The sequence below is a fragment of the Enterobacter cloacae complex sp. CDL013 genome (assembly GCF_049238805.1).
Lineage (GTDB): Bacteria > Pseudomonadota > Gammaproteobacteria > Enterobacterales > Enterobacteriaceae > Enterobacter > Enterobacter hormaechei_C.
In genome coordinates this window covers 1-18,289 of record NZ_JBMKGT010000006.1, presented here as the reverse complement: position 1 = coordinate 18,289, position 18,289 = coordinate 1, and the positions used below count along the sequence as shown (strand labels likewise).

Sequence of the window (18,289 nt, the reverse complement as noted above, 5' to 3'; positions counted from 1 at the left end):
GATCCCAGTTACTGACGAATTAACATGTACAGGCGGAACAAATAGACCAGCAGCACGGCTGAAATCAGATTGCTCAGCGTATTGGCGACAACCGCTCCGACGTTTGGCGTTAACACCGCAAAATTCGGCGCAAACAGCAACAGCAGAGTCTTGGCCAGCAGCCAGCTGATAACGGCCGGGGCGACCAGTCGCATATTGGCCCATGCGAGCCTGATGCTGCTGCGCATGGCGGTGAAAATGCCCAGTTTGTCCTGCACAACCATTACTGGCGCGAATGAAAGCACGATAGCCAGCAGCACGCCCGGAACGACCACCAACATGATCCCCATCTGGGCCAGCAGCGTGGTCAGGAAGATGAGGATAAACAGCTTTGGCAGCACCGGAGCACTGGCCCCGATTGCACGTAACGCGCTGACGCGTTGGCCGGCAGATACCAGTTGGATCATCAGCAACACGCCACCCGCCAGAATGGCGTTGCCAATCAGACCCGAGAAGGTAGATGCCGCAGATGCGCGCAGCAAGATTTGCTGTTGCTCAGGCGTCATATTCTGCACAAGGTCAAACAACCCTGCGCTGCCTGCAAGATGATCCCCCTGGCTCAGCGTGGCAATCTGTTCATCACTGGGTGAGAACGCATGACCCAGCACCACCGTAATAAAGGCGCACAACAACGCGATCAGTAAAAAGGTAATGAACTGATTGCGGAAAAAATTTCCCGTGTCACGGTAGACAGACTTCGCCGTGATAGACATGCACTCTCCTTGAGTATTGCAGGTGTTAATTAGCCGGCAATTGTACACCGGATAACACGCTGGTGGCAGCATCAAGGCTTGTATGGAAAAGCATATCTTTGTAAAGCGGCGGTAATCCATAGCGGGCGCGGGCGCGATTGCATGCCTCATTGACCTGCCCATCCTCTCCCGACATCGCGAAAGTGCGACACGGGCTGGGGCGATCCGCGTAAATGGAGCAGCGGGTGGATACCCCAGGTTCACCTTCCAGTGCCACACAGCGGCTCTGTTTTTGATTGGTGCCGCGCATACAGCGCAGAAAAGGGGTTAAGGGTTCAGTGAGATCGACCGGAACGGTGCCGCCGCCATCGCTGGCTTCAGCCCAATAGAAAGAGACTCGAAAATACGCACAACAGGCTCCGCACGTCATGCACGGGTTATGATCACTCATGGCACACCTGCAAAAGTAGAACGCATCAAATCACATTGTGAGAGCGATAAATTATCCAGCCGCTACAGGAAGCGCAAGAGAGGGAAAACAGAAAATTTTGTAACCATGAAATGCCAAAAATTGACGCGGTAACAACTTATTGCTTTATGAGGTGTCACCAAAAATTAACCTAGATCAATGAATGTTAACTTACTGGTTTTAATGTGATCTGTGTTAGATCACTTATTACTCATTTGTGAGTATATTCTCCTCCGCAATTAAAACCACAACGATGGAGCGGATATGAAAAAATTAGCGGTGGCAGCCCTTATCTTAAGCAGTCTCTCTGGCGGCGCTTACGCGCATGAAGCAGGTGAATTCTTTATTCGTGCCGGTTCGGCAACGGTACGTCCAACGGAAGGGTCCGACAATGTGCTGGGTATGGGCGGGTTTAACGTCAGCAATAACACCCAGTTAGGCCTGACGTTTACGTATATGGCAACGGATAACATTGGCGTCGAGCTTTTAGCCGCCACGCCATTCCGTCACCGCGTCGGTTTAGGACCGACCGGGGACATTGCCACGGTGCACCATTTGCCACCAACGCTGATGGCGCAGTGGTACTTCGGAGATTCCAGCAGCAAGGTGCGCCCTTATATTGGTGCAGGCGTTAACTACACCACCTTCTTTGATGAGAAATTTAACGATACCGGTAAAGAGGCCGGGCTCTCCGATCTCAGCCTGAAAGACTCGTGGGGCATGGCGGGACAGGTTGGTCTGGATTATCTGATTAATCGTGACTGGCTGATCAACGCCTCTGTCTGGTATATGGACATTGATACGGACGTGCGCTTTAAAGCTGGCGGGCAGCAGCAAAGTATCAATACCCGTCTGGATCCGTGGGTATTTATGTTCTCAGCAGGCTATCGTTTCTGACAGAAGATATATCCCCTGTCAGCCGGTGATTGCTGTATGGTGGTTGTTCCACACACCTGTCTGGAGGGGATATCCCCAACATCAAATTTGAGTGTCCGGTTTGTGCAGGTAAACAGTTTCAGTTCACGACGTTCAGCCCAGCACATAGCCTACCTCACGGTGCTATCTGTTCCGTTTGCGGAACACGTCTCACCATTCATTCATGCCTGCCGAAGCTCAGACGACGACGGTGGCCAAAGCCAGTAAACTAGAAAAGGCCTCTGAGAGGCCTTTTTCGATCGTGAAATCACTTCTGAATTAAATAACGAATGGTTGGTCCGTCCTGCTGGATATCCAGCACGGTATAGCCGTGATTTTTGGCATCAAGCGGAATGTTATTGATCGACTGGGGGCAATCGCTCACCACTTCCAGAATTTCACCTTTCTTTAACTGCGGTAGCGCTTCAAGCGTGGCGACGGCCGGGTAAGGGCAAGGTTCACCCACCATATCGAGACGATAATCAGGCACGATCTCTTTCATGCGGCATTCTCCTGAGTTTCAGTTTTGGCGGTGGCGCGTCGGAAGAAGCGCTTCTCTTGTGCAACAACCAGTAAGAAGGCGATGAGCAGCAGGGCATAGGTCACCAGGAGCCCCCCGAGTGGACCAAAGGTTTTCAGCAGGTTGACCTTGTCCCAGTTTGTTGCCAGCACCGGAGAGACGTCATCCCAGTAGCAGGCCAGAAGGGTAGAGCCAATCACGTTACCCAGACCCACCCACCAGTAATGCACCTGGCCTTCCACAGCGCGATACATCCAGCCGGTTTCACACCCGCCCGCCAGCACAATGCCAAAGCCAAACAGCAGCCCGCCAATCACGGCATTTGGGCCCGCCCACATGATTTTCGGTTCCACGCCGAGCTGAACGTAGCTGAAGATGCCGATCGCGCTCACGGCCATACCGGCAATGATCGCCTTCGCCATCATGGTTCGTCCGGTGATCCACATATCGCGAAACGCGGAGGTAAAGCAGATCTGCGCGCGTTCAATCAGCAGACCAAAACCGACGCCGAACAGCATGGCCAGACCGAGTTTGGGCTGATTCATCGCCGTGCAAATCGCCCAGGCAACCATGGCAAAAAAGACCAGCATACCGAGGCGGAAGCGACGACGCGCCTGATCGGGTTTTTGCGTTAACGGAGAGGCAGCGTTAACTTTCGTCATTTTCACCGGAATGCGGAACAGCGGCAGCAGGGTGAATTTAGCACCGAAGTAGGAGCCGATGGCGGTGGCGACGGCAAAGAACCAGGCATGCAGCGAGAACTGCGGAATGCCGGTAAAGAACGCGGCCAGATTACAGCCCATCGCCAGACGAGCGCCAAACCCGGCAATGATGCCGCCGACCACGGCCTGCATAATGCGGATGCGGCTTTTCGGCATGCGCAACTTAACGTTGTTGGCCCACAGCGCGGCCGCAAAACAGCCGCCGAACATGCCAATGATCATCATCCCGTCGATGCGGGTCAGCGGTGTGCCCTCAAGATGGATCAGTTTGAAGTAGCCCCACTCTTCGGCATGGACGCCTGCCAGCTGTAATAGCTGCCCACCCCAGCGGGTAAACTCGCCCGTAACAGCCCAGAAGGTGCCGGTAATACCGAAATAATAGGTAGAGAGAATGCCTGCCGCGATAACGGCCGGAACAGGTGACCAGAACTTAACCAGGTAAGTCTGTTTGAAGGAATACCATGACATGAATAACCTCTGAACTCAGAAGGGTAACGCTAAAAAGAGCCCAGATCATACGCTTACGCGAAAGTTTGGAAAGTCATTCACACCGAAAATATCGACAGGATCAATTTTGACCTGCTTCTTTCAGGAAGAGAGGAGGGAAAACCGCCTGACGCCGGGGCCAGACGGTGTTAACGGTTACGCCTTGCGCGTGGCCGCTTTCATGGATGTGACGAATGCGTGTAATTCAGCCAGCATCTGCTGTGGCTTATCCACGTTCTTCTCGATAATTTTCACGATAGCCGAACCCGAAATGGCCCCGGCGGCTTTCGCGTCAATCGCCGCAGTAACCTGATCCGGTGAGGAAATGCCAAAGCCCTGAAGCGGCGGTGCAGCATGGTATTCTGCAAGCTTCTCCACCAGATGATGCAGCGGCAGCGCGGCTTTGTTTTCCGCACCGGTGACGCCCGCACGGGAGAGCAGGTAGGTGTAACCTCGTCCGTAAGAGGCAATCTGGCGCAACAGATCGTCATCGGCATTCGGTGGACAGATGAAAATCGGCGCGACGTTGTGGCGCATTGCCGCCTGACGGAATGGCGCAGACTCTTCAACGGGCACGTCAGCCACCAGCACGGAGTCAACGCCCACGCGGGCGCACTCTGCGTAAAACGCATCAATACCGCGGCTGAACACCAGGTTGGCGTACATCAGCAGGCCGATCGGAATGGTCGGGTGCTTCTGACGGATCGCCGCCAGCATTTCAAAGCACTGGCTCGGCGTCACGCCCGCGGCAAACGCGCGTAGCGTTGCGTTCTGAATGGTCGGGCCATCCGCCAGCGGATCGGAGAACGGAATACCGAGCTCCAGCGCGTCGGCACCGGCATCAATCAGGGTGTCGATAATCTTCAGCGACTGCTCCGGGCCGGGGTCGCCCAGCGTCACGAAGGGAACGAACGCGCCTTCCTGGCGCGCTTTCAGTTGTGCAAATGCGTTGTCGTAGCGTTCCATCAGATTTCCCCTCGTGCTTTCAGAATATCGTGAACGGTGAAGATATCTTTGTCACCGCGACCGGAAAGGTTTACCACCAGCAGCTGCTCTTTTTCCGGGTTTTCCTTCATCATTTTCAGCGCGTGCGCCAGCGCGTGGGAAGACTCCAGCGCCGGGATGATCCCTTCATTGCGGCACAGCGTTTTGAAGGCCTCCAGCGCTTCGTCATCGGTGATGGAGACATAATCCGCGCGGCCGGTGCTGTTCAGGAACGCGTGCTGCGGCCCTACGGACGGGAAATCCAGCCCGGCAGAGATCGAGTAAGACTCCTCAATCTGCCCTTCATCGGTCTGCATCATTGGGGCCTTCATGCCGAAGTAGATCCCCACGCGGCCATGCTTCAGCGGCGCACCATGCTCGCCCGTTTCAATGCCGTGGCCGGCAGGCTCAACGCCAATCAGCCCAACGCTGGTTTCGTCGATAAAATCGGCAAACATGCCGATGGCGTTAGATCCGCCGCCAACGCAGGCGATCACCGCATCCGGCAGGCGACCCTCTTTTTCGAGGATCTGCGCTTTAGTCTCTTCGCCGATCATGCGCTGGAATTCACGCACGATGGTCGGGAACGGGTGCGGGCCCGCGGCGGTACCGAGCATGTAGTGGGCGGTTTCGTAGCTGCCAGACCAGTCGCGCAGCGCTTCATTACAGGCATCTTTCAGCGTGGCAGAACCGCTGTGCACCGGGATCACTTCCGCCCCCATCAGACGCATACGGAACACGTTTGGCGACTGGCGCTCAACGTCCTTCGCCCCCATGTAAATGCGGCATTTCAGGCCGAGCAGGGCGCTGGCGAGCGCTGAGGCCACACCGTGCTGCCCCGCGCCGGTTTCGGCGATGATTTCGGTTTTACCCATCCGCTTCGCGAGCAGCGCCTGGCCCAGCACCTGGTTAGTTTTATGCGCGCCACCGTGCAGCAGATCTTCACGCTTAAGATACAGCGTAGTTTTAGTGCCTTCGGTCAGGTTGCGGCACTTTGTCAGCGCCGTCGGACGACCGGCGTAGTTTTTCAGCAGGTCAGTAAACTCCGCCTGAAACGCCGGATCTTTCTGTGCGCTCACGAACGCTTCTTCCAGCTGGCGCAGCGCGGGCATCAGGATTTGTGGGACATACATCCCACCGAACTCACCAAAATACGGGTTAAGTAATGTCGTCATCTTCTCTTCCTTAATATGCACGCAGAGTTTTAAATACCGATGCCAGCTTGCTGGCGTCTTTAATGCCCGGTTGGGACTCTACGCCTGAATTGAAATCGAGGCCGGCGCAGCCGGTTTTGGCCGCTTCCACACAGTTATCGGGGCTTAATCCCCCCGCCAGCAGGACATTGTCCAGCACTTCGCCACGCAGCAGTGACCAGTCGAAACGCTGCCCCGTGCCGCCCTGGCCGTTGTCGAGCACGTATTTATCAACATGCTTCAGGTTACGCGCGGGCAGGGTGGCGCCAACGCTTTGCGCTTTCCAGATCTGAACCTGAGGCGCCAGAGCATGTCGCAGAGCATCAATGTACGCCTGATCTTCATCGCCATGCAGCTGAACCGCGCTCAGGGATAACGCGTCCGCTTTAGCCGCAACGTCGTTAATATCCGCATCGCGGAACACGCCCACGTAGTTCAGTGGCGCAGCCGCCATCACCTTGCGCGCCTGTTCCTCATTAACGGCGCGAGGAGAGGACTCAACAAAGATCAGACCACCATAGATTGCGCCCGCTTCATATGCGGCCTGCGCATCCTGTTCACGGGTCAGGCCGCAGACTTTGTTCTCACCCAACAGCACGCGGCGCACGGCCGCATTAAGATCGTCGTGTTCCATCATCGCGGAGCCGATCAGGAAACCGTTGGCAAAGTGGCTGAGTTCGCGCACCTGAGCGTAGCTGTTTATCCCGGATTCGCTGATCACCGTGACGCCCGCGCCCAGACGCGGCGCAAGCTGGCGCGTACGGTTGAGGTCAATCGACAGGTCGCGCAGGTCGCGGTTGTTAATGCCGACCACTTTTGCTTCCAGCGTGATGGCGCGCTCCAGCTCCTCTTCGTTGCTCACTTCGGTCAGCACGCCCATATTCAGGCTGTGCGCGACGGCGGAGAGCTGGCGATACTGCTCGTCATCCAGCACGGAGAGCATCAGCAGGCAGGCATCGGCCTGGTAAAAGCGCGCCAGCCAGATCTGATACGGGTCGATAATAAAGTCTTTGCACAGAATCGGCTGCGGCGCGATGCCGCTGACTACGGGCAGAAAATCGAAGCTGCCCTGGAAATATTTCTCATCCGTCAGCACAGAAATGGCAGACGCATGATGCTTGTAAATACCGGCAATACGCGCCGGGTCGAAATCGTCGCGGATCACGCCTTTGGACGGAGACGCTTTTTTACACTCCAGAATAAACGCGGTACGCGCGCCCTGGAGCGCATCATAAAAACGACGGCTGCTCGGAACGACGTCATTCTGAAAACTGGCGAGCGGCTGCTGTTGCTTGCGGGCTTCCACCCAGATGGCCTTATCGGCGACGATTTTCGCTAAAACGGTCTGCATTATTTACCCTCTTGCCGCAAGTGCGGTAACGCGATCGTAAGCTGCACCGGAGCGCAGTACGGCCAGAACTTTTTGGGCGTTGGCTTTTAGATCTTCCTCGCCATGTAAACGCATCAGCATGGCTACGTTGGCCGCCACGGCGGCCTCATGGGCGGCCTCACCTTTACCTTGTAATAAGCGCGTGAGAATGTCACGGTTTTCTTCCGGCGTGCCGCCCGCCAGGGCGTCCTGATGGTACGGGGTCAACCCGAAGTCAGCGGCCTCAAGCTGATAGTTCAGCACTTCGCCGTTATTCAGTTCCGCCACCAGCGTGGGCGCATGCAGGGAAACTTCATCCATCCCGCCGCTGTGTACCACGGCGGCGCGTTGGTAACCGAGGACGCGCAGCGTCTCCGCAATCGGCAGGACCAGCTCCGGGCTGTAAACGCCAATCAGCGCCAGCGGCGGGTGCGCCGGGTTAATGAGTGGACCGAGCACGTTAAACAGCGTGCGGGTTTTAAGCTGCTGGCGAACCGGCATCGCGTGGCGGAAACCGGTGTGATACTTCGGCGCAAACAGGAAACAGACGCCCAGGTCATCCAGCGCTTCACGGGAACGCTCGGCGTTCATGTCCAGGTTGATACCGAAAGCTGCCAGCAGGTCGGACGATCCTGAACGGCTGGACACGCTGCGGTTGCCGTGTTTCGCCACTTTCAGACCGCATGCCGCGGCCACAAAGGCGCTGGCGGTGGAAATATTGATACTGTTACTGCCGTCGCCACCGGTCCCGACAATATCGGCAAACGGGTAGTCCGGGCGCGGGAACGGGGCGGCATTTTCCAGCAGCGCGGTTGCCGCGCCGGCGATCTCCTGCGGGCTTTCGCCGCGCACTTTCATGCTCACCAGCGCAGCGGCCAGCTGCTCAGGCTTCAGCTCGCCGCGCACGACGGCGGAGAACAGCTGGTGGCTCTCCTGCTGGCTCAGGGTCTGAGCCTGATACAGTTTTTCCAGAATCGGTTGCAGGGTGTTGGTCTGCTCCAGCTTTTGCAGCGCCCAGTCGAGCGTTTGCTCCAGCAGGCGCGCGCCGTTGGACGTCAGGATAGATTCCGGGTGGAACTGCATCCCGCAGACGCGATCCGCATCATGACGCACCGCCATCACCATCCCTTCAAACGAGGCGTTAATGGTCAGCCCGGCCGGAATGTTGCTGCCAACCAGCGAGTGGTAACGCGCTACCGGAAGCGGGTTCGGCAGCCCGGCAAACATCGCCTGACCGTCATGTTCAATGCTTGACGCTTTGCCATGCAGGATCTCCCCCGCCTGACCCACGTAACCGCCGTAGGCTTCGACAATCGCCTGATGGCCAAGGCAGATGCCGATAATCGGCAGCTTGCCGCGCATACGGGTCAACAGCTCAGGCATACAGCCTGCTTCGCTCGGTGCGCCTGGGCCCGGGGAGAGCATCAGCACCGGGTTTTGCATGGTCGCCAGACGGTCAATCAGCGTCTGGGCCGGAACGTGGTTGCGATAGATAACGACGTTGTGACCATTCGCACGCAGCTGATCTGCCAGGTTGTAGGTAAAGGAGTCGATATTATCGAGCAGCAGAATGTCAGCCATCAGAAAATCTCCTGTGCATGGTGTGCGGTAGCAATGGCGCGCAGTACCGCGCGCGCTTTACTGCGGGTTTCGTCGGCTTCCGACTGCGGAACAGAATCCAGCACAATCCCGGCCCCGGCCTGGACGGTGGCAATGCCGTCCTCAACGTAGGCGGAGCGGATCACGATGCAGGTATCAAGGTCACCGTGAGCGGTGAAATAGCCCACGGCACCACCGTAGCTGCCGCGACGGCGTCCTTCCGCTTCGGCGATCAGCTGCATAGCGCGGACTTTCGGCGCGCCGCTCAGGGTGCCCATGTTCATGCAGGCGCGGTAGGCGTGCAGAACGTCGAGGTCGTGGCGCAGTTCACCCACCACCCGGGAGACCAGGTGCATGACGAAGGAGTAGCGGTCGACTTTGGTCAGGTCCGCCACGTAGCGGCTGCCTGGCGTGCAAATGCGTGCCAGATCGTTACGCGCCAGGTCAACCAGCATCAGGTGTTCGGAGAGCTCTTTATGGTCGGTACGCATTTCCAGTTCAATGCGGCTGTCGAGATCGCGGTCCAGGGAGCCATCGGCACGACGGCCGCGTGGGCGGGTTCCCGCTATCGGGTAGATCTCAATCTGGCGGCTGGTGGCGTCGTACTTGAGGGAGCTTTCCGGCGACGCGCCAAACAGGGTGAAATCATTGTCCTGCATAAAGAACATGTAAGGGCTTGGGTTGCTCTTTTTAAGCACATCGTAAGCCGCCAGCGGCGACGGGCAGGGTAGTGAGAAGCGACGGGACGGCACCACCTGGAATATCTCCCCGGCACGAATCGCTTTTTGCATCTGACGCACCACCGCGCCGTACTGATCGTCGGTCTGACTCACCTCGCAGGTCATCTTTTCAACACGCTGCACCGGGAGTGCGGGCGGTGCTTCCGACATCTGCTGTTGCAGTTGGGCGATGCGCTGCGCGAGGCGATTTTTCTCAGACGCAGACGGCGTGAACAGGCTGGCCTGGATGCGGGTGTATTTTCTCTGATGGTCGATCACCAGCAGGGTTTCGGCCAGGTAGAAGCAGTAGTCCGGGCAGCGGTTACCCTGCTCGGTTTGGGGTAAATCTTCAAAGCCAGCAACCAGGTCGTAAGCAAACAGCCCGCCAAAGAACATTGCTTCGCGCTCATCTTCCGGTACGGCCACCAAATTTTGCAGCAGACGGAAGGCGTCAAAAACGGAGAGCGAGCAGAGGCGGGCATCCTCATCCAGCAGCTGGCTTACCGGTGGGAAATGCAGAATTCTCAGGTCCGGATGACGCTCATTTTCAATACCTGAAGGCAGAGCCGCATCCAGCAGCGGCAGCAGCGACGCGCCATTCTCAGATAACGCCTTAATAGTGACGGTGTCACCCGACGCGGTAATGCGTAACGCGCTGTCAACCAGCAGCAGGCTTTTGAGATCGTCCTTGCTGTCGATGTCAGCAGATTCCAGCAGCAGCGTCGCGGGACGTGCGCCGCACACCTGATGAAACAGCGCGGTAGGGTTATGGCGATAGGCCGCCTCGCAGGTCAGCAGTTCGAGGTGGGGTTTGGCTGTTTGCATGTTGTTGTTCTCATATTCTGTTCAAAAAAAAGCCCGCTGGGTAGCGGGCTGGGTATCTGTTTGCTTATCGCAGACGCGTGACACTGCCCGAAGATCAGGAAGTACGCCACCAACCGTGCAGAGCGAAATGTGCTGTCATTTTCAGATACCTTTCTCGTGTGAACTTGCGTACTAGTTAACTAGTTCGATGACGTGTTGTCAACCCCTGATTTCAGTATTTCACGGTTAGTCGGTATCATAGGGGCTTCGGATGTCTCCAACCTGTTATGGGAAGTGCTTTGAGCGATACCACCTACGCCGTAATTTATGATTTACACAGCCATACGCAGGCTTCAGATGGCCTGCTGACACCCGAAGCTCTGGTCCATCGCGCCGTTGAAATGCGTGTCGGCACGCTGGCAATAACCGATCACGATACCACTGACGGCATTCCCGCCGCGCGCGCCGAGATTGTCCGCAGCGGACTGGCGCTGGATCTGGTGGCCGGGGTTGAGATCTCGACGGTCTGGGAAAACCACGAAATTCATATCGTTGGCCTGAACATCGATACAGAACATCCGGCCATGCGTGCTTTTTTGCAAGAACAAAAAACACGCCGCAATCAACGCGCGGAGATGATTGGCGAACGTCTGGAAAAAGCGCATATTCCCGGTGCGCTGGAAGGCGCGCGAAAGCTGGCGAACGGTGGGGCGGTGACGCGCGGCCATTTCGCCCGTTTTCTGGTGGACGCTGGTAAGGCGACGACCATGGCGAATGTCTTTAAAAAGTATCTGGCGCGCGGGAAAACCGGATACGTTCCCCCACAGTGGTGTACAATAAAACAAGCTATTGATGTGATTCATCATTCTGGCGGTAAGGCCGTGCTGGCCCATCCGGGGCGGTATAATCTTTCTGCTAAATGGCTGAAAAGACTGCTGGCACACTTTGCCGAATGCGGCGGTGAGGCGATGGAAGTTGCCCAGTGTCAGCAGGCACCCAATGAACGTTCGCAGCTCGCGACCTACGCCCGTCAGTTTGGCCTGCTTGGCTCACAGGGTTCAGATTTCCATCAGCCCTGCGCGTGGATTGAACTGGGGCGCAAGCTCTGGTTACCCGCGGGCGTTGAGCCTGTCTGGCAGCTCTGGGAACAGCCACAGCAAATTGAAGAGAGGGAAGTATGAGTCAGTTTTTCTATATCCATCCGGATAACCCCCAGCCACGTCTGATTAATCAGGCCGTGGAGATCGTCCGCAAAGGCGGCGTTATTGTCTACCCAACCGATTCTGGCTACGCGCTGGGCTGTAAAATTGAGGACAAAGGGGCGATGGAGCGCATCTGTCGCATCCGCCAGCTGCCGGACGGCCACAACTTCACCCTGATGTGTCGCGATCTCTCTGAACTGTCGACCTACGCTTATGTTGATAACGTGGCCTTTCGCCTGATTAAGAACAACACGCCCGGTAACTACACCTTCATTCTGAAAGGGACAAAAGAGGTGCCGCGTCGTCTGTTGCAGGAAAAACGTAAAACCATCGGCATGCGCGTGCCGTCGAACCCGATTGCCCAGGCGCTGCTGGAAACCCTCGGCGAGCCGATGCTCTCCACATCGCTGATGCTGCCGGGCAGTGAGTTTACCGAGTCCGACCCGGAAGAGATCAAAGATCGTCTGGAGAAGGTGGTGGAGCTGATTATCCATGGCGGCTATCTTGGCCAGCAGCCGACCACCGTGGTGGATCTCACCGAAGACACGCCAGAAGTCATTCGTGAAGGCGTGGGCGATGTTAAGCCTTTCTTGTAAGGGTGTAAGCAGATATACTACGCGGCCATCAAAGCAGGGCGCCGCCCTGTTTTTGACCTGATTCGACGCCTGTGAAGGCGCACAAGATAAATATTAAATATTTTGCAATCAATTAGTTAATGTGTCTCGGTTAATGGTTATTACCAGCTTGTGTGACAGCCATTAGCTACATCTCGACTCTCATCATGTATGTACACGTTTCCCTACCATTCCTGTCTTCGTTGGTACTGTTCCTTACTTGGTATTAATACGACAAATTGGAAAGCCTCATCGATTCTCTCGCTCAAAGACAACGCTCATTTGTCGAAATTATGCTTGATAGTAAACGCGAAGACTATCCCATCTGGAACAATACCTAACTGTAATTATCCTCTCATCATATGCACGTGTTAGAACTTCCTGTTCCGGAAGCTGGAATACATCATCAGATAGCGTTTCAGATTGCGTAATGTCATCAGATTCATTAGCGTTTGTGGTCGCATCCTTTTGTTGCGAATGTAGTACAGGGTGAAAAGCTGATATTTTTTACTCGATACGTCTAATTTTGCTTTGTGCTTCCGGTAAAAATCCAGATAACCTGAAAACTTACGTCCTGAGCAGGTGATGCGGACCTCACCGTGATTGACATATAGCACCTGAGTTATCACGTCCAGTTTGAAAGGATCGCCATAGGTTTCAGCCAACCGGTAGAATGCATCATAATCCTGAGCGGCGGTCAGGTGTTCATCAAACAGAACCTGCTGCATCCGGCTGGTTAAAGTAAGCATCTGGTTGCCGATAATATTCCGCTTATCAAACAGGTTCTTTTTATAGGGAGGTTTAGGGTAAACCTGTAATTCATTAAGGTGCTTGTATCCGGTGCTGTCGCAAAGGTAATCATCAGCGTATAAGAAGCTGTGCTGTTGAAGTTTATGTTGGCAGGCAAGAAAGGAGGACAGGCGTGTCGGCAGCCATTCATCATCATCATCCAGACCCGTTATCAGATATCCCTTGGCCATTCGTATCGCCTGATTCCGGACGGCACAGGCTCCGGAATTAAATTCATTGCGGATGTAGGTAATGCGCGGGTCATTCAGATCGGCGATATAAGTCTGAAGTTTATCAAATGACGATGAGAAATCATCGATAATAATGAGTTCCCAGTGTGTATAATCCTGTTTCAATACTGATTGTATAGCCCTGATCGTCAGTGTTTCACGGTTCCAGGTAGGCATATAGACGGAGATGAGCGGTCGGGATGAAAGCGTGTCGCTGCTAATATCCACACGCTCTGTCAGTGCCCCAGTAAAAGTAGCTTTTTGTATGTCACTCCCTGAAAAGTCCACTCCGGTACAGTTCGCGTGACTGAAAATCGCCCCTTCCGTTTTACAGTGGCTGAGATTTGCCCCTTTCAGAGAGGCATATGAGAAATCGGCTCCCCGAAGATCGCTGAACGAAAGATCGCAACCCGATAAATTAATATTACGCAAGTTAAACCTCCTAAGATCCATAAACCGCAGGTCCGAACCTGCCAGATCCGACTGGTGACGAGGGTTCTTAAGGTCAATGTGATGATATTTCAGCAGTTTTTTTTGAATTCTATTTTTGCTGTTCATGTTCAGCTTACTGTGAGTATCGATAATAAATTAGGCTTGCAGTTAATCACTCCCCATATCATTCTGCAATTGTACCCATTCATTTTCAGAAATATTCCCAAAGACAAACTGACGTTATGTAACATTTGTTTATAGTCGTCTGGCGTTCGCCAAGGATGGCAAAACTGCCAACGTCAGCACATTCAAACTTTTCATGGTGATCACCATTCTAAAGAAAACTCCTCTGTTAAATCGTCCTGCACGTCCTGACCGTACCCGATGTAATACATGGTTGAACGTGGATCTGTCTGCCCCAGGAAATGGGCGATAGTTTCAATAGCTACACCATTTTCGAATAGGATTCGCCCCCGACTTTTTCGCGGCGTATGGCAGCCCACGTTAGAGAATCCGGCTCTACGTCCCATCTTCCCAAATTCAGTGAATACCGTGTTACGGGTTACTGCGTTGCCTTTACTACGTAGATCGCCCTTGCTAAAGATGAAATCCGTCTTCACTGGCATATCGGCTTGCTCTGCCTTACGTTGCGCTACGGCTGACAGCATCGCGGCTGTCACCTTTGGCCTCACTACGTTTCCGGTTTTCTCCTGCTTCACCTTAAGGTGAGATTGCCCTTCTACATCTTCGTACCGGAGTTTGAGCACATCAGAGATACGTAGACCGCTTTCATACATAAACACCCACAAGCAATAAAACAGGTTGCTTCTGGCGTTGCGCTGTAGCTCTGCTGCTACTGCCTTAACTTCGTCTGCACTCTTTAGCGCCTGACTAATACCTTTCATCTTTACCCCTCCTTATGTTCGTTTCGGTGAAAACATCATTGATCAGAAATTGATCATTTTCAACAGGTTGTACGATACGTATGTTTAAGAAGAGCACAAAATGATCAAAATGTGTGCGCGGTTGCTTGAGTTGCTTAACGGCGTGATCGAGGCCGCCCCAATTCTGCCGCCTGTCAGTACCGAATATCTGTAACTAATTGAAAAATAAAAATAAATTAAATTTTATCAATGATTCATAAAACTGTGGTTATGTCAAGAAATTTATTTTCTATGGTGGGGTGTTACCCCTGTTCGCACGGTGAAGTGATGGAAAAGTGTACTGAATAAGTTAAATCAACAAGTTACAGAATACACTTTTCTAATGTGTATCGAAGCGGGGCGATATTGCACGATAGATGATAATAATTCTCACCTGAGTTGATTGCATCAAGAAATGATTAGAATGCTAATTAATTGGCGGGTTTTGGCATGGAAAAAGAAACATCGTTTCAATTTAGAAAACTCGTTCAACGAATCTGGCACGGGTGCAAAGTAGTTTTCATGACAAATGGCGCTGTATTCAGCACTACACAACGGTTTGGCTAAACTGATCATTCTGACAATGAAAGTGAACAATCTACTTTAGCTTACATTTACCCAGGATCTTTACCTGTCATTTAAGATAGGTTTTGACGTTATTAATGTGGGGTTTCGATAGGGATAACCTAATATTTTCCTCTGGCTGTTCTTAGGATTGTTGCATGTGCGATTCGTTGGGTGAAGGGCTGAAAGTGACGTTTTGTCACTCTCGTAATTTACGGGAAAAACCCGTATGTTCAGATGTTGGTTAACTGGATATACAGGAAAAACCCGTATGTCTGCATGATGACATACAGGAAAAACCCGACTATGTGACGGAGCGTCACACATACTAATCGTCCTATCTGTGACGTTATGTCACACTTACAAACTACTTCTGTGACGTTATGTCACACTTACAAACTACTTCTGTGACGTTATGTCACACTTACAAACTACTTCTGTGACGTTATGTCACACTATAAGACTACTTAATTATAATACTAAGATCTATAAGACTATGTTTGTGGATTTGACCTTTTGCGCTGGTCGCAAAGATCATTTGCCTGGCGTCAATCGCCGTCACTCCTGGCAAGCAGCCTTACTTCGCTTCCTTTCGGGCTACGTTGGCTGAAGGTCTGATCGGTACTTTGGATAACCCTCAAATTGAGGTGTATTTGCACCTGTGATAATCGGATAGCCATCAAATTGAGGGATAAACTCAAGATATAACCCTCAAAATGAGGGATAGATTGGCAGGATAACCCTCAAATTGAGGTGCTATACAAAGAGAGATCTAAAAGCGATCTCTAAAAGAGAGCTTTTAGAAGATCTTGTGAAAGATTCGCTTTGCTGGCGTGTGTCGCCTGGCAAGTGACCTGATTCGCCTTTGGGTGGCTACTCGGTCAGCCGCTCACGACGCAGCGATCAGCGCATCTGTATGTGATTGTGCCAGGGCTTCGCCCTCGTGAAACGAGGCACAGAAGCTATGCGCCGTGTGCGCAATGTCTTTCGGCATAACTTCTGCCTGTCTTCCATGCTCCGCATTTCATCCATGCAAAGTTAGCCCACGGCTAAGGCTTCACTGGTCGCTGATAGCTCCAGTTCATCCAGCCTCAATCCAATACCATCACCTACTATCCTGATAACTAACGTTATCCCTCAGTAGTTGTGCTATTGGTTTCGGTAAGTGCCAGAGGGCGGAAGTGATGCGAATAGAACGCCTCAGACGCGCTGTAAGCGGTTTTGAGATGGTAGGGAATGCAGATACTACTGATATCACAAAAGCTCTCAGAACGCGATACAGGAGGTTTTGTTAGTGTGAGAAGGGGTTGAACAAATAGCCTGAGTGTGTTAAAATTTTAATTCACTTAATTTTGAAATTAGCTATTGACTTTGAAATCATTTCATGTTATAGTAAGTTTTGTCGGGTGAGGAAAGCATTCATCCCGTCATCTTATTAGGCATCCAGCCTGACCCAAACAATCCAAATCACACCGCACTATCAGGCAACGTTAATAACGTTCTCCCCTGGACGGTGTTTTCGTTTATCTCACGCAAGGAGAATCAACATTAAGTATTTTAATCCAGAACTTGTCTTCGAGGCTTTGAAAACTGGAGACAAGACCCGCAAGGCACTTAACAGCCAGCGAGCAGCAGCACAGCGTCAAGGATATTTGGAACACGCTGAAAGATTGCGTAAAGGAATCGAACTTTACGATCAATGGAAAGCTGAACAGGCTGAAACCACCGCCAACGAATAAACCAGAAGGAGAAACCATATGAGCGACATTATAAACGCAACCCCAAAGGGGAAGGCATTCACTACTCTGAAAATTGATGATTCAACGTTTCAAGCCCTTTTTAAGGCAGCGAGAGCGCAGAGAATTACCGTAAGAGAATACATTCTTTCTATTCTTGACCAGCACGCGGAGAAATTAACAGAGGGCAAGTGATCCCAAACTCACCTATTAACCGCGCAAGCGGTGACGACAAACAAGGAATAATAACCAATGACCAAAATAAAATACATCGATACTAACGATTTCGATTATGTTCCATCTGAAACAGCATTTCTCGAATGCACCAGGATCACCAATCTGAAATCAGGCATTACAGAGTCACTCACAAACAATGACAAAGATTTTTACGTCAGGATGCGGCATCGCTACTATTACTTCGTGAAAGAGTTGGGCGGTACTTATTACGATAACGTCGATCAGCTTGGTCAAAGTATTGGTGTCAGCCCAGCAACGGCAACACGTATTGTTGCAAAGCTGGGAAAGATCGGTCTTATTTCCAGTGATAATCCAAAGCGATCCAATCAATGGACTGTTACACCGCTCACGCCGGAAAACTTCCTCTTAGAACGTGATCGTAACGCGCTGGAAGATAAAGCCGATCCTGATTGGGTGGATTGTCTGAAACATCCAGTTTTTGGCAATGCCAAAGAAGACGTAGCGCCAGAGGTGCAGGAAGAAAAGCAACCTGTTCCAGAAGCCGATCCGATGTGCGAGTTTGACGATATGCCGGAAGAAGAAGCGCCAGCGCCGGAAAAAGTGGAGCCAACACCGAAGCCAAAGCCCACGAAGAAACCAACGCCAAAGAAAGCACCAGCCAATCAGCAAGCCATTTCCCCATTCGAGTTTAAAACGCCACGAGACGAACGTTTTGATGGGTTAGCCTTTGAAAGGTTAAACGACGCATCTGATCGCTTCTTAGTTTTCCAGGATTACGATCTGCCATACCTCGTGTTATTCGAAAGTCAGGGGAAACTAACCAACCCAGCCGCAATAGAACATTTGAAAATGAAGAGGAATCTCTTCGAAATAACAGGGCGCTTGTAGCCATTTTAACCAGGAGGACTAATTGATACAATACTTAGTGAAATACGGCGTTGACCGTATTCAGATTAATGACGCTGGAAAGCGTGTGTTAGAAATGACCTGCTCCCCGTTGATTAATACACCCCGATGTTAGTAATGTCTTCATAAGCCACATGAGGACATTCCCATGAAGAAGCGTTTTTCCGACGAACAGATCATCAGT

General features: G+C 52.6%; 17 protein-coding genes, 1 pseudogene and 1 other annotated feature. Of the genes and pseudogenes, 5 read left to right on the top strand and 13 right to left on the bottom strand.

Annotated elements, in window-relative coordinates; genetic code table 11:
- Nucleotides 1–8: 8 nt before the first annotated feature.
- The gene (locus ACOTXD_RS13020) at nucleotides 9–752 is read right to left on the bottom strand and encodes a YciC family protein (protein WP_061856457.1); all 744 of its coding nucleotides are present in this window, start codon (nucleotides 750–752) and stop codon (nucleotides 9–11) included.
- A gap of 25 nt (nucleotides 753–777) precedes the next feature.
- Nucleotides 778–1,182, bottom strand: coding sequence for a YkgJ family cysteine cluster protein (locus ACOTXD_RS13015; RefSeq protein ID WP_003856766.1), 405 nt, complete (start codon nucleotides 1,180–1,182; stop codon nucleotides 778–780).
- Nucleotides 1,183–1,464: 282 nt separating this feature from the next.
- Here ACOTXD_RS13015 and ompW point away from each other — a divergent pair, with 282 nt between their 5' ends.
- Nucleotides 1,465–2,097, top strand: a complete 633-nt coding sequence (ompW, locus tag ACOTXD_RS13010) for an outer membrane protein OmpW (protein ID WP_003856769.1) — start codon at nucleotides 1,465–1,467, stop codon at nucleotides 2,095–2,097.
- Between the two features lie 286 nt (nucleotides 2,098–2,383).
- On the opposite strand, the gene yedF is transcribed toward ompW, so the two are convergent.
- The 8 genes from yedF to trpL form a co-directional block, all read right to left on the bottom strand.
- Nucleotides 2,384–2,617 (bottom strand): sulfurtransferase-like selenium metabolism protein YedF, encoded by a 234-nt coding sequence (yedF, locus tag ACOTXD_RS13005; protein ID WP_003856774.1) that lies wholly within the window; start codon nucleotides 2,615–2,617, stop codon nucleotides 2,384–2,386.
- On the bottom strand, nucleotides 2,614–3,825 hold the full coding sequence (gene yedE / locus ACOTXD_RS13000; RefSeq protein ID WP_421766424.1) for a selenium metabolism membrane protein YedE/FdhT: 1,212 nt from the start codon (nucleotides 3,823–3,825) through the stop codon (nucleotides 2,614–2,616). The genes yedF and yedE overlap by 4 nt, the downstream gene beginning before the upstream one ends.
- A 174-nt stretch (nucleotides 3,826–3,999) precedes the next feature.
- Entirely contained in the window at nucleotides 4,000–4,809 is an 810-nt protein-coding gene (trpA, locus tag ACOTXD_RS12995; RefSeq protein ID WP_032609356.1) for a tryptophan synthase subunit alpha, read from the bottom strand.
- Nucleotides 4,809–6,002 (bottom strand): tryptophan synthase subunit beta, encoded by a 1,194-nt coding sequence (trpB, locus tag ACOTXD_RS12990; RefSeq protein WP_003856780.1) that lies wholly within the window; start codon nucleotides 6,000–6,002, stop codon nucleotides 4,809–4,811. The genes trpA and trpB overlap by 1 nt, the downstream gene beginning before the upstream one ends.
- Nucleotides 6,003–6,012: 10 nt before the next feature.
- Entirely contained in the window at nucleotides 6,013–7,371 is a 1,359-nt protein-coding gene (gene trpCF / locus ACOTXD_RS12985) for a bifunctional indole-3-glycerol-phosphate synthase TrpC/phosphoribosylanthranilate isomerase TrpF (protein WP_050870698.1), read from the bottom strand.
- 3 nt (nucleotides 7,372–7,374) lie between these two features.
- Nucleotides 7,375–8,970, bottom strand: a complete 1,596-nt coding sequence (gene trpD, locus ACOTXD_RS12980) for a bifunctional anthranilate synthase glutamate amidotransferase component TrpG/anthranilate phosphoribosyltransferase TrpD (protein WP_048244299.1) — start codon at nucleotides 8,968–8,970, stop codon at nucleotides 7,375–7,377.
- Nucleotides 8,970–10,532, bottom strand: a complete 1,563-nt coding sequence (locus ACOTXD_RS12975) for an anthranilate synthase component 1 (protein WP_045343250.1) — start codon at nucleotides 10,530–10,532, stop codon at nucleotides 8,970–8,972. Before ACOTXD_RS12975 ends, trpD begins: the two co-directional genes overlap by 1 nt.
- Nucleotides 10,533–10,555: 23 nt before the next feature.
- Nucleotides 10,556–10,650: a sequence feature (Trp leader region), on the bottom strand.
- On the bottom strand, nucleotides 10,627–10,671 hold the full coding sequence (gene trpL / locus ACOTXD_RS12970) for a trp operon leader peptide (RefSeq protein WP_071524153.1): 45 nt from the start codon (nucleotides 10,669–10,671) through the stop codon (nucleotides 10,627–10,629). Its footprint overlaps the feature before it by 24 nt.
- Nucleotides 10,672–10,798: 127 nt before the next feature.
- Here trpL and rnm point away from each other — a divergent pair, with 127 nt between their 5' ends.
- Together rnm and ACOTXD_RS12960 are read left to right on the top strand one after the other, a co-directional pair.
- Complete coding sequence (rnm, locus tag ACOTXD_RS12965) at nucleotides 10,799–11,692, top strand: RNase RNM (protein WP_023314252.1); 894 nt, start codon at nucleotides 10,799–10,801, stop codon at nucleotides 11,690–11,692.
- Nucleotides 11,689–12,309 carry an L-threonylcarbamoyladenylate synthase gene (locus ACOTXD_RS12960; RefSeq protein WP_025756578.1) on the top strand — a complete coding sequence of 207 codons (621 nt, stop codon included), beginning with the start codon at nucleotides 11,689–11,691 and terminating at the stop codon, nucleotides 12,307–12,309. The genes rnm and ACOTXD_RS12960 overlap by 4 nt, the downstream gene beginning before the upstream one ends.
- A gap of 389 nt (nucleotides 12,310–12,698) precedes the next feature.
- Here ACOTXD_RS12960 and wcaA read toward each other — a convergent pair whose 3' ends face one another.
- The 3 genes and pseudogenes from wcaA to ACOTXD_RS12945 form a co-directional block, all read right to left on the bottom strand.
- The gene (wcaA, locus tag ACOTXD_RS12955; RefSeq protein ID WP_072201505.1) at nucleotides 12,699–13,568 is read right to left on the bottom strand and encodes a colanic acid biosynthesis glycosyltransferase WcaA; all 870 of its coding nucleotides are present in this window, start codon (nucleotides 13,566–13,568) and stop codon (nucleotides 12,699–12,701) included.
- A gap of 33 nt (nucleotides 13,569–13,601) precedes the next feature.
- Nucleotides 13,602–13,904 (bottom strand): annotated as a pseudogene (locus ACOTXD_RS12950) (pentapeptide repeat-containing protein); the annotation flags it as partial.
- A 200-nt stretch (nucleotides 13,905–14,104) separates the two neighbouring features.
- The gene (locus tag ACOTXD_RS12945) at nucleotides 14,105–14,683 is read right to left on the bottom strand and encodes a tyrosine-type recombinase/integrase (protein WP_023306404.1); all 579 of its coding nucleotides are present in this window, start codon (nucleotides 14,681–14,683) and stop codon (nucleotides 14,105–14,107) included.
- 2,339 nt (nucleotides 14,684–17,022) lie between these two features.
- Between ACOTXD_RS12945 and ACOTXD_RS12940 the strand changes: the two genes are divergently transcribed.
- On the top strand, nucleotides 17,023–17,196 hold the full coding sequence (locus ACOTXD_RS12940) for a hypothetical protein (RefSeq protein WP_023306402.1): 174 nt from the start codon (nucleotides 17,023–17,025) through the stop codon (nucleotides 17,194–17,196).
- 57 nt (nucleotides 17,197–17,253) lie between these two features.
- Nucleotides 17,254–18,087, top strand: coding sequence for an ArsR family transcriptional regulator (locus ACOTXD_RS12935; RefSeq protein WP_421766423.1), 834 nt, complete (start codon nucleotides 17,254–17,256; stop codon nucleotides 18,085–18,087).
- Nucleotides 18,088–18,289: the final 202 nt, after the last annotated feature.